Annotated in this window: 12 protein-coding genes; 7 read left to right on the forward strand and 5 right to left on the reverse strand. The window is 33.1% G+C overall.

What is annotated here, in order from left to right; all coding sequences use genetic code 11:
* Positions 1–177: 177 nt before the first annotated feature.
* From mntR to CRO45_RS14380, 4 genes are all read left to right on the forward strand, one after another.
* The gene (gene mntR / locus CRO45_RS14365; protein WP_097150358.1) at positions 178–594 is read left to right on the forward strand and encodes a transcriptional regulator MntR; all 417 of its coding nucleotides are present in this window, start codon (positions 178–180) and stop codon (positions 592–594) included.
* Between the two features lie 23 nt (positions 595–617).
* Positions 618–1,472 (forward strand): CvfB family protein, encoded by an 855-nt coding sequence (locus CRO45_RS14370; RefSeq protein ID WP_170949499.1) that lies wholly within the window; start codon positions 618–620, stop codon positions 1,470–1,472.
* Between the two features lie 112 nt (positions 1,473–1,584).
* On the forward strand, positions 1,585–1,866 hold the full coding sequence (locus CRO45_RS14375) for a GNAT family N-acetyltransferase (protein WP_097150321.1): 282 nt from the start codon (positions 1,585–1,587) through the stop codon (positions 1,864–1,866).
* Positions 1,867–2,278: 412 nt separating this feature from the next.
* Positions 2,279–2,569, forward strand: a complete 291-nt coding sequence (locus tag CRO45_RS14380; protein WP_097150322.1) for a hypothetical protein — start codon at positions 2,279–2,281, stop codon at positions 2,567–2,569.
* Positions 2,570–2,583: 14 nt separating this feature from the next.
* Here CRO45_RS14380 and CRO45_RS14385 read toward each other — a convergent pair whose 3' ends face one another.
* From CRO45_RS14385 to CRO45_RS14395, 3 genes are all read right to left on the reverse strand, one after another.
* The gene (locus CRO45_RS14385; protein WP_097150323.1) at positions 2,584–3,768 is read right to left on the reverse strand and encodes an MFS transporter; all 1,185 of its coding nucleotides are present in this window, start codon (positions 3,766–3,768) and stop codon (positions 2,584–2,586) included.
* A 163-nt stretch (positions 3,769–3,931) separates the two neighbouring features.
* Positions 3,932–5,452 carry a succinate CoA transferase gene (locus CRO45_RS14390; protein WP_097150324.1) on the reverse strand — a complete coding sequence of 507 codons (1,521 nt, stop codon included), beginning with the start codon at positions 5,450–5,452 and terminating at the stop codon, positions 3,932–3,934.
* Positions 5,453–5,737: 285 nt separating this feature from the next.
* Positions 5,738–6,388, reverse strand: coding sequence for a LytTR family DNA-binding domain-containing protein (locus CRO45_RS14395; protein ID WP_097150325.1), 651 nt, complete (start codon positions 6,386–6,388; stop codon positions 5,738–5,740).
* Positions 6,389–6,866: 478 nt separating this feature from the next.
* Between CRO45_RS14395 and CRO45_RS14400 the strand changes: the two genes are divergently transcribed.
* The 3 genes from CRO45_RS14400 to CRO45_RS14410 all read left to right on the forward strand — a co-directional run bounded on the left by CRO45_RS14400 (position 6,867) and on the right by CRO45_RS14410 (position 9,682).
* Entirely contained in the window at positions 6,867–7,661 is a 795-nt protein-coding gene (locus tag CRO45_RS14400) for a helix-turn-helix transcriptional regulator (protein ID WP_097150326.1), read from the forward strand.
* 185 nt (positions 7,662–7,846) lie between these two features.
* Positions 7,847–8,611 (forward strand): membrane protein insertase YidC, encoded by a 765-nt coding sequence (gene yidC, locus CRO45_RS14405; RefSeq protein WP_097150327.1) that lies wholly within the window; start codon positions 7,847–7,849, stop codon positions 8,609–8,611.
* A 195-nt stretch (positions 8,612–8,806) separates the two neighbouring features.
* On the forward strand, positions 8,807–9,682 hold the full coding sequence (locus CRO45_RS14410) for a M15 family metallopeptidase (RefSeq protein ID WP_097150328.1): 876 nt from the start codon (positions 8,807–8,809) through the stop codon (positions 9,680–9,682).
* Positions 9,683–9,748: 66 nt separating this feature from the next.
* On the opposite strand, the gene cls is transcribed toward CRO45_RS14410, so the two are convergent.
* Positions 9,749–11,197, reverse strand: coding sequence for a cardiolipin synthase (gene cls / locus CRO45_RS14415; protein ID WP_408057155.1), 1,449 nt, complete (start codon positions 11,195–11,197; stop codon positions 9,749–9,751).
* Between the two features lie 98 nt (positions 11,198–11,295).
* Entirely contained in the window at positions 11,296–12,105 is an 810-nt protein-coding gene (locus CRO45_RS14420; protein ID WP_170949500.1) for a YwqG family protein, read from the reverse strand.
* Between the last annotated feature and the right edge of the window lie 102 nt (positions 12,106–12,207).

A 12,207-nucleotide genomic window follows, 5' to 3' on the forward strand; every position in this document is an offset into this window, starting at 1 on the left:
ATTTGTATTTAAAACTAGAAAAGCTGGCTCGAAAAAAATGGGTCGGCTTTTTTAAATGTTAAAGTTATTACTTAATACCAATTCAAATGAACGAGTTGGAAGCTATGGATAATTATTACCTTTTCAGAGGAGCTTGTAGTAAACTTAATGTATGATGTTGAAAGTGAGGGGTTGCTAATGCCTACACCTAGTATGGAAGACCATATTGAACAAATTTATTTACTAATTGAAACAAAAGGATATGCTAGAGTGTCTGACATAGCAGAAGCATTATCTGTTTTGCCTTCCTCAGTAACGAAGATGGTCCAAAAATTAGACAAAGATGGTTATTTAATATACGAAAAATATAGAGGATTAACTCTAACGTCAAAGGGTGAAAGGCTAGGCAAACGACTCGTAAAAAGACACGACCTGTTAGAACAATTTTTGCGATTAATTGGTGTTGATGAAGAACGGATTTATGATGATGTAGAAGGTATTGAACACCACCTAAGTTGGAATTCTATAGATAGAATCGCTGACTTAGTCCAGCTTTTAGAAGAAAATCCATCCATCATAACAAAATTAGAAGAAATTAAAGAAAGTAATACTTAAAAAGAGATTTGAAAGGAATAATTATGGAAGAACTTAAATCAGGCCAAGTTGTTGAATTAACTGTATTAGAAGAACAAGGCTCACGAATAGTATTAACAAATGGTGACTTAGAGATCCCATTAAACAGTTCAGAATTAAGTGAAACACCTTCAAGAGGAGACCGTTTAAAAGTATTTCTATATGCAGATCGACGTGGCAACATACAAGCTACAACGGCTATTCCGAATATTAATCAAGGGGAATATGATTGGGCGCGGGTAATAAAAGTTTCCAATGAAGGTGCCTATGTAGATATTGGAACAACTAGAGAAGTGTTAGTAAAAGCAGAAGATCTACCACCTATTAGAAACTTATGGCCAGAAGTAGGAGATCATTTATATTTAACACTTCGTACAGATCGAAATGGAGACTTATTCGGCCGTTTAATAACTGAAGAAAAAGTAAATGATCTTTATGAAGGGGCATTAGATGATTTACACAACAAAAATATTGTAGCTCGACCTTACCGATTGTTACCGGTTGGCTCATTCTTATTAGGAGTAGATCTACCATATCGCATTTTTGTGCATAATACAGAAATGGAAAGAGAACCTAGATTAGGTCAAGACGTTACAATACGTGTCATAGACGTTAAGGATGATGGTTCTTTAAATGGATCAATGCTACCTAGGAAACACGAAAGACTAAGTGCAGATGCGGAACAAATTCTAAACTACCTAAATAGCGTAGGTGGCAAAATGCCATTTGGTGATAAGTCGACACCTGAAGAAATCACAGAAATGTTCAATATGAGTAAGGGTGCTTTTAAACGTGCATTAGGAACTTTAATGAAATCCGGAAGAGTAAAACAACAAGATGGATGGACTGAATTACAATAAATTGATCTTTCTAGATGAACTTCCTGAAGGATTTGAACACTAATTACAATGCAAAATGATTTATTCTTAAAAAATGATTGTGTAAAATTAGTGGAAAGGGAGGAATGGAATGATGGAATTCACGTTAAATGAACTAAGTTCACAAAATTTCGCTTTTGAGTATAAAAAAGATGGGGAAAAATTAGCTGAAATTGAGTGGATACAAAAAGGGGACGTTATGGTCATGAACCATACGTATGTATCTGATGTTTTAAGGGGTCAAGGAATTGCTAAAAAGCTTTTAGATAGAGCTGCTGAGTATGCCAGAGAAAAAAACTACAAGATGGAAGCGGTTTGCTCCTATGTAGTAGCGGTTTTCGAAAGAAGTAATGATTATAATGATGTAAAGGCATAATAATAAGTGTGTAGTTGTGAAAATATATCACATCTACACACTTTTTTCGTCATTTGTATTTTGCGATGTATAAGGGTATTTGTAGTAGTAGGATTTGTAATTATTACAGTTGTAAAAAGAGATAGACAAACACTGTTAAAACAATTGCTCCGACAAAAAAGGAAGTTACTTCTATCCAATCATAATAAATATCCTGGTCCTTCATGTAGTCCATCCTCCTAGTTCCTAAAAAAGTGAATACTAATATTTTATTAATCCGTTGGCTGAAATATAACAAAATAGCAGTAAAGTACAAAAAAAGACATTATTAGTAAGAAATATCAATAATCGATATTTGAATAGACAAGTTAAAGAGTATAAAGATATTTAAAAGGGAGAAATTATATGATATAGACCTATGGAGGGATGTAAAATGGCGAAACTAAAAGGAAAAGGTGTAGTTTTAGCTGCTTTTGTAGCAGGCGTTGCGACATTTTTAAGTAAAAAAGAAAACCGTGATAAGACAATGAGTATGCTTGGCTCACTTAAGGCAAAGGGCACAAATAATAAGAACTTTACAAACTTCGCAAATGATTCATTAAAGGAATTGGCTGAAACTGCTGCAAGCGTCAATGATACAAGTATAAGAGGGAATAACTTCATTGGAGAAGGTGGAGGTCAAACTGCACTTTCCTATTACAACCATAAACAAGAACGATTATAAAAAAAAGTCGACAACTAAATTTGTAGTTGTCGACTTTTAATTTTGCTACGATTCCCAATGAGTGTTATTAGTGAGAATACAAGTAAAATAACACCAGTCAATACAAACCCTTCTTGAATACTTAACGGAAGCCCACCTAGTAACGAGGATCCTACAACAACACCAAATGAGAAGAAAGCATAGAAATAACCATAGGCTTTTCCTCTATTTTCTTTGGAAGTTGAATCTATTAACAGTGAATTTATTGAAGGGAATAAAAATCCGAATCCAATCCCATAACATGCTAAAGCTACATACAGATAAACAATTTCTACCGATATACTCAATAGAATTTGACTTAACCCCATTAACGAAATACCGAAAGCTAGTGTATAGACTGGGGCAATTTTATCGAATAATCGGTTTGTTGGTAATAAGAAAACAAGAACTGCAACAATTCCAAAAGTACTTAACAATGTTCCAGTAACTTTTGAATCAAATCCTAATTCTTGTACTCTTAATGGTAACAAATACGCAATTACACCTTGAGAAAACATAAGGAAGAAAGCACCTGTAAATGCTTTAATAATACCTATATTTTTAAAGAAGGCTAATACCGTTCCAGTAGAAGAATTTTCACTTTCATTTACATTATCTTGCTTGTCGGTATTTTTCTTTGATATAGTAATTCGTCTTAAAGTAAATAATGCAATTACTCCTAGTAATAACATAAATACCGATGTGATGGTAAATACATAAGGTACACTTATACGACTTGCAAGTATTCCACTGAAGGCAGGGCCTGCAATGGCTGCGATACCAACAAATGCGCCGGAAACAGCACTTCCCTTACCTCTATTATCTTTAGCTGTAATGTTAGCTAAATAAGTAAACGCCGCAGGGACAATTAAACCAGCGACAAGTCCATGTACAAATCGAATGATTATTAATAATATTGGTTCGCTAATGAGTTGGTAGAGTAATAGTGATATAAAGGTTGAGAATAACCCAGTTATTAAGACAAAGAAGGGGCCACTCCGATCTGTCCAAAACCCGGAGATAATATTGCCAAATGTATTAGAAAACGAATACATACCAACGGCTAACCCTATAACAAATGTTGAAGCCCCTAAGGATTCAGCAAATGTACTCATTATCGGCAATTGAGTAAATAGGTCAAAGAACGAGAAAAATATAATTGCATATATTAAATACCGCATGGAACAACCTCCAATTTGATAATAATGCATAATAATATATTAACATATTTAAAGTTGTATTTAAAATATATCTTTTGTTAAACATTAATGGCATTTAACATTATTTCCAAATAAAAAAACGGTAAAATCAAATGAATGATTTTACCGTTTTCACTAATTTATATTATGCTTTTACAGTTTCTAATTTCATAGTTTTGTTTTTCGCAAGGTTCACATGCCAAGATAATGCTTCCTCTAAAATATGAGGAGTTTGAGAATTTCCTGTAGCTTCAACTGCGCGGTTGTAGTAATCGCGTAATTGTTCTTTGAAATCAGGGTGAGCACAGTTTTCAATAATTAATTCTGCACGCTCTTTTGGAGCTAGACCACGTAAGTCAGCAATACCTTGTTCAGTTACAATAACGTCAACATCATGTTCTGTATGGTCTACGTGTGAAACCATAGGAACGATAGATGAAATTGCGCCGCCTTTTGCATATGATTTCGTTACGAAAATACCAAGACGAGCATTACGTGCGAAGTCTCCAGATCCACCGATACCGTTCATCATTTTTGTACCACTTACGTGAGTAGAGTTTACGTTTCCGTAGATATCTAATTCAAGTGCAGTGTTGATAGAAATTAATCCGAGACGGCGAATTAATTCTGGATGGTTCGAGATTTCTTGTGGACGTAATACTAATTTGTCAGCATATTTTTCAAGATTGCCATATACTTTTTTCTGTAATTCTTCTGAAATTGTAATAGACGTAGCTGATGCATAGCTTACTTTACCTGCATCAATTAAGTTAAATACAGCATCTTGAAGAACTTCAGAAGCTACAACTAAATCTTCGAATTCAGAATCAGCAAAACCATCAAGTACAGCATTTGCAACAGAACCAACACCTGATTGTAGAGGCATTAATTTGTTTGTTAAGCGACCGGCTTTAATTTCTGAACGGAAGAAATCTAGTAAAATATTTGCCATTGTTTGAGTTTCCTCATCTGGAGGAACGATTAATGAAGGAGCATCTGGCTCTTCAGAAACAACGATAGCTTTAATTTTAGCTGGATCAACTTTAATGCCGATTTCTCCAATGCGTTGTGTAGCATTAGTTAATGGAATTGGTTCACGTTCTCCTTGAGCTTTTGGAACGTAAATATCATGAATACCAATTAGACTTTCTGGATGAGCAATGTTTAATTCAACGATAATGTTTTCTGCATACTCAGCGAAGATAGGTGAGTTACCAACAGATGTTGTTGGGATAATTAGACCATCTTCTGTAATTGCTGCAGCTTCAATAATTAAGTATTGAATTGGCCCAATAATTCCTTGGCGCACTAATTCAGCATTGTGTGAAAGGTGAGCATCTACATATAAAACATCACCAGCGTTAATTTGGCCACGGATCATTGGATCAGCAATGAAAGGTCCACGTTTACGAATAGCACCAGCTTCAGCTAAGTACTTGTCCACTTCTGGACCAAGTGAAGCTCCTGTATAAACATCAATTTTAAATTGTTCATTTTTAGCACGTTCTACTAATGCCATTGGAACTACTTTAGCATCCCCAGCACGAGTGAAACCACTCATACCAACAACAGCACCGTTTGGAATTAAAGCAGCTGCTTCTTCAGCAGAAACGACTCTATCCGACAAGATTTTTAGTCCTAAGCGTTTTTCAACTCTTTGATCCATTTGAAAATCCCCCTTTTGCTATATAAAAAAAGCATAACTTTACACTTTATTTAGTGCAACACATTGTAAATCTTATATTCCTATATTAACACTAAAATGTCACAAAATCTTCAATAATTTTATGTAAGTGCTTAATTACCGCTTTAGAAAGAAAATACCAGTAAAAATGACGAAATTCAATGAAAAGGGGAGAAGTGTGTCGAATGATAGAGGACAAAAATATACAAAGCGACTTTAAGGTTGTAGCCCTAAAGTCGCTTTTTGCATATAGTATTAAACTAATTTTTAGAATCCTAAAGAACGGCGGAAATAGCTTGCATATCTTTGGCTGACAGGAATTCGAGTTCCATCTTTCATAACTAATAAGAATGTTGAATGAGAATCGGGTTGGATTTCTTCTATAAAATCTATGTTTACTATATAAGAACGATGACAACGAATAAAAGAGTCAGGAGCTAAGAAAAGCTCTAAGTCACTAAGATTTAGTCGGTGATAACCTTCACGATGCATCGTTTTAACAAATGTCTTACGAAGCTGAGTTTCAAGATAGATTACTTCGTTATGTCGAATAGGATACCAACAATCATCGATTTTTATAGTTAAATAATTTGTTAAAAATGGTGATGGTTTTTGTGGGAAAATAGCGGTAATAGCACCTTTTGTCTCACCTTCATCTATAAGAGGAATACTCATACCGAAATATGGGACACCAAATACATCAGGTTCAATGTAAGTATTTATTTTTTGGCCATATGTAAGTGCTTTGTGTGCTGCAGAGCCTTCTTTAACAGGGTCTCCAGGCTTAATTTTTAAATCAACTTTTTTACTTGGTTGATAGTACAAGTACTCATTTGTATCTGAGATTGCGATTGATGTGTTTTCTGGAAAGAAATCTTTTATGACATCCATGATCTCTTCAATTTGTTTTGGATCCACTATATTACACCTCTTCATAAACTTTTTATATAAGTATAAAATCATTTTACTACATATTTGATTAAATGAAAAAGAGAAGATTGTGGAATAACTAAGAAAAATTTATACACTTATTATCAGTTTGATTGGTTATAATAGAATAAAGAATAGAATCTTGGCATATTTTTACACGGCATAAAATTATTATTATTCATTATGTAATAAATTTAAGTTGTTTTTACAATAAATTAACGTAATCTAAAATAGTGTTGAAAAAAAAACGCAAAATATGGTAATATTCAGTTTAGATTAGATTATTACTTTATACATAGTTTAATGGAGAATCTATTAAGTTTTTGCATATCATACTCGTAATATAGTTAAATATTAATAAATAGTTATAAGAAAAGTTTCATATCTTCATATTTTTTGTGAATAATATCAGTTTTATCTGTAAAAAATTTATGCTTATGCATTCTGAAGAAAGATGGGGTAATATATGCAGCATCAACATTCAATTTCAGAAACAATATCTAAGAGGTACTTCCAAGAAATCGATGGCATAAATCAATATAGCGGATTAGAAGATTTCTTTAATATTGAGTCTAAGTTGTTGTTTGAAATCTTTCACTTAGAATCTGCAAAGGCTAAACAGTCATTACATGAGTTAATTGACATACTTTCTATTCGTTTCGGTAAACAGGTTATTAAAATTGTACGTGGGTACTTTATAAACCTGTCTTCAATCGTGGCACGTAAGCTATTGGATAACCAAGTGCCAGCAAAGAAAGCGTTTGCTTTTAATTATGCCTGTGCGGACATGATCGAAAATAAGATGAAAGATGCAGAGTTTTTACAATTTGCTGATGAGTTAATCGAATTTTACGTTGACTTCATCGCGGATCGTAAACAACCAACATTCAAACATCAAACAGTTAATAAGGTAATCATGTACATAAACGACGAACTAGAGAATGACTTAACTGTAGAAAGTATTGCAAGTAAATTCCATATTAGTACAAGTCATCTTTCTCGGATTTTTAGAGAGCATGTAGGAATTACTTTGGTTGAATACTTAAATGTTCGTAGAGTTGAAGAATCACAATATTATTTAAGACATACAAACAAAAGTATTACATCAATATCCGAGCAATTCCATTTTTGCAACCAAAGTTACTTTACTCGCATATTCAAGAAGTATACCGGTGTGACACCGAAACATTTTAGAGACGAGTTGCATCATGATTTCTATCGATTTGAAATGAATGACATTGAGTACGAGACAGCTCGTTAATTTAATGAGTGATTGTATTCGGCATTACGCAAGCGCAAATACGTTTTAAACCTAAGTTGAAATTTTGCAAATCGTGTGGGAATAGACATATGAAGAATTCTTTTCATACAGACACCTGCTATTTGTGTTTTTTATATAAGGTACTGTATACTTCAACATAGTAAAAATATTTAGTAGGTGGGTCAATGAAAAAACTACTGTTATTCTCAATGCTTGGTACACTTTTACTCGTTTTGACTGGATGTCAAGCAGTGGAAAATCAAGAAGGAATGTTTTATAACATCTTTGTAAAACCAATGGAATTTTTACTAGTTTACCTAGGTGAGCTATTTGGTGGTAGTTATGGGTTGGCTATTATTGCCATCACTGTAGCGATACGTTTAATTTTAATGCCGCCGATGCTAAAGAATTACCGTAGACAAGCTTTAATGAAGTCCAAGATGGATATCGTTAAGCCTAAAATGGACGAAATACAAACGAGATTGAAAGCGGCGAAAACAAAAGAAGAGCAAATGGCAATTCAACAAGAAATGTTAGCTCTTTATCGTGAACATAATATTAATCCATTTAATATGGGATGTTTACCAATCATTATTCAGATGCCGATTATCATGGGATTATATTTTGCAATCCTATATTCATCAGATGTAAAATCTCATGAATTTTTATGGTTTAATTTAGGAACTCCAGATATATTAATGACAGCTGTTGCGGGGATTGTATATTTCCTACAAGCTCAAGTTTCATTATGGACAGTTCCTGAAGCTCAAAAAGCTCAAATGAAATTAATGATTTATATATCTCCAATTATGATTGTTATCATTTCCATTTCTTCAATGGCAGCTTTACCACTTTATTGGTCTGTCAGTGGGATATTATTAATCATTCAAACGTACATCGGGAGAAAGTTTTATTCTAATGAACTTCCGGAAAAAGTTGAAGCTAAATAAAATGAAAAAGACTCAGAGAAATATACTGAGTCTTTTTTATTTGAATGAAAGGTCAAAAATCCCGAAAAATAGACATTTTCTGCTTAACATAATAGGGAAAATTATGAATCTAGCACTATTCTAAAAAAACTTAAAGTCAAAATTATAAATCAGTGCTAATATAAAGTTATTGTAATAGAAAGTAGGAAATACATAATGAAAAGATCATCGATATCTAAAAAGACTAATTCTAAATTGTCGATCATTACAATTGTTCTTTTAGTTATTGCTATTATAGCGATATTATTTTTTACTAGTAACAAAAACGAGAATAGTAAAGAAGAAGAGGGAGATCTGGAACAAAAAGAGATCGTAGCAGAAGATCCTGTGAACGAAGAAAGTCAAAAACCTGAAGAGGTAAAAGAAGAATCCGATGATATTTCTGGTGATTCTAATGAACAGTCAAAAGAACCAATAAACAAAGAAGAAAATAATGAAGAATCAAAACCAAATCAGGATGAAAAGCCGAAAGTAGATAATGGTTACATTGTTGATCAAACATTACCAACTACTCCAACTTATATTGATGGAGTATTAATAGCAAATAAGAAATATCCACTACCAAAGGATTTTAATCCTGGTGAAGATGTTGAAGCGAGAGTTGCCTTTGAAGAAATGGCTTCGGCGGCCCGTAAAGTAGGATATGAGATTACAGCATTTAGTACTTTCCGATCTTTTGAATACCAAACAACATTATATAATCGTTACGTAGAGCGTGACGGTAAAGATAATGCTGATCGATACAGTGCTCGTCCTGGGTATTCCGAACACCAAACAGGTTTAGCCTTCGATATAGGTGAAGTTGGCCGTGAAGATGTATGGTTGACGAGTGAATTCGGTGAAACAGAAGCAGGAAAATGGCTGCTAGAAAATGCACATAATTATGGATTCATCCTTCGCTATCCAAAAGGGAAAGAGGATATTACTGGGTACATGTATGAATCTTGGCATTTCCGTTATTTGGGAATCCCGTTAGCAACTGAGGTCAAACAATCGGGGCTTACGTTAGAAGAATATTTAGGCATTGACTAGGGAATAGGAAAGCAATGATTGAAAAAAGGGTTGTCTAGAAAGTTTGTCTTTCTAAACAACCTTTTTTTATAATATTGGTGTTAATAGCCGTGAAACGGATTCTTTAAATTTAATCATATTAGAACGGTTGTTATATTTCTCAAGAGTCAACTCTGAACAGTCAAAAATATCTCGTTCAAAAATTTCCGCTAATTCATGCGAAATTGTACGGTTATAAATGAATGCATTCACTTCGAAATTCAAACTGAAACTTCGAACATCAATATTTGCAGTCCCTACAGTAGAAGCTTCATCGTCAATTACAATCATTTTAGCGTGTATAAAACCTTTTTCATAAATATAAACCTTTGCACCAGCTTTTAACAGTTCGCCAACGTAAGAATACGTAGCCCAATAAACAAACATATGGTCAGGTTTATTCGGGATCATAATTCTTACATCAATACCTGAAAGTGTTGCAACTTCAACAGCATTTAAAAAGCTGCTGTCTGGGATGAAATATGGTGTTTGAATATAGATATAACGCTTTGCACTCATTAATAGTTTTAAATAACCATTTTTAATAGCTGGCCAATCTGCATCAGGCCCGCTTGAAACGATTTGTGCAGCAACATCGCCCTTTTGTGGAATGGCAGGGAAGTACTTTTCAGAGTAATTAATGTTATTATTACTTGCCTGATTCCAATCTAATAGAAACCTCGTTTGTAATGGGTGAATTGAACTTCCTTCAATTCTTAAATGCGTATCTCGCCAGTAGCCAAACTTCTTATTTAAACCTAAGTACTCATCACCTACGTTAAATCCACCAATATAACCAATTCTTCCATCAATAATAACTATTTTCCGGTGGTTTCTAAAATTTAAACGTGGATTAAACAATGGTAAGATTGATGGGAAAAAGACCTCAACTTCCCCACCTAGATCGATTAATTCTTTAAAACGAACTTTTTTTAAACCTCTTGAGCCCATTTCGTCATAGAGTATTCGAACCTTGACCCCTTGCTTACTCTTCTTAATAAGAGCGGACAAAATACGTTGTCCCAAATTATCAAGCTTAAAAATGTAATATTGAATATGAATATGGTCTTTTGCTGATAAAATGTCCTCAATTAATGATTCGAATTTATCAGTTCCGTCTGAAAAAACTTTAACCTGGTTATCTTGAGTTAAAACGGAATTATTTGTTTTTAAATTCATATGAATCAGGTTTTTGTAATTTTCTACATATTGATCTCGAAGTTCTAATGTATCATCTTCTATGGCTTTTATTTGATAGCCAATTAGTCTATCAATCCCAATATCTTTTTGGCCATCCCAACGGAATAAATGTTTTTTTCTCAGCTGTCGACCAAGTAATAAATATAAAACGAATCCTAAGAATGGTAAAAAGAATAATACAAGAATCCAAGCCCAAGCTGATGACGCATCTTTTCTTTCTAAAAAAATGACTGTAATAGCAAATAATAAATTAATAACAAATAAAATTGGGAGAAAAACATATGGATTAAGAAGGATACTCACTATTATTGCACCTACTTCTCGTATTTAAAAAAATTCCAAACCAATGCCAAGGGGAAATAGAGTTAATTGAACCTAGTTATTTACACTACTAACTAATCATATTGTTCAGCAATAAAATAAATATCTGAAAAGTCTAGATTCAATAATTTTTGTCGATTGATAAAAAATTTAATTATGCCAGAGTCTCCCCACATGATTTTCTCTGCATCGTTTGAAACTATCTGTAATAATAGTGTATCAAACCTTCTTAAAAAAGGAGAGCTTTTACGCGTGTCCTCATAAATAAAATACGGATATCCGCCGATTTTATGTTCTGCTCCTAAAAAATGTTCAAAATATAACTCTTCAATAGATTTTCCATCTGGATTTATTGTCGAAAAATGAGATAGTGATGTTGATAAGAAATGATTGAGTCGATAATCCATTGCAGAAACTGGCTCAATACTGGAACTAAATGATAATGTTAACTCTTCTCCTATAGGAAAAGATTCGTACTTACTATGTTCAATTGTATGATTGTCGCTTGAAATATCTTTAGTTAATATTTCAGGAAAATATCTCACTTTAAAATAATGTTGAAAAAAATGCTCTTCTACTGAATGTGCTAAATTACATATGGCAGGGGATATGAAAAATTGAAGAATTCCCTTTTGGGGAAATGGTTCAATAAATTCTGTCTCTGAGAAATTAATTTGCGCTAACAAACTCATTTTATGTCCATTAATATCTTTAGGGTAAGAATAATTTAGTGGGAAATAAGCTCTCCCAGAAAATTTACTCGCTAAACTCGAAGACTTTTTTGCATAAGGAAGTAATTTATTAAAAGGTAGTAATGAACTCTCAATAGATGGACGAATTTTTTCTAATTCAATTGGTAGATTAAAGTGATCCGGTGATCTCATATTAAAAAAATCCCCCATATTTCATAAATAAATGTTAGTTTATAACATTACTTTCCACAATTTCGTATCCATTAAACCTAAAAAAGAAAGCATCACGTAAAA

This window comes from Ureibacillus acetophenoni (assembly GCF_900220965.1).
Lineage (GTDB): Bacteria > Bacillota > Bacilli > Bacillales_A > Planococcaceae > Ureibacillus > Ureibacillus acetophenoni.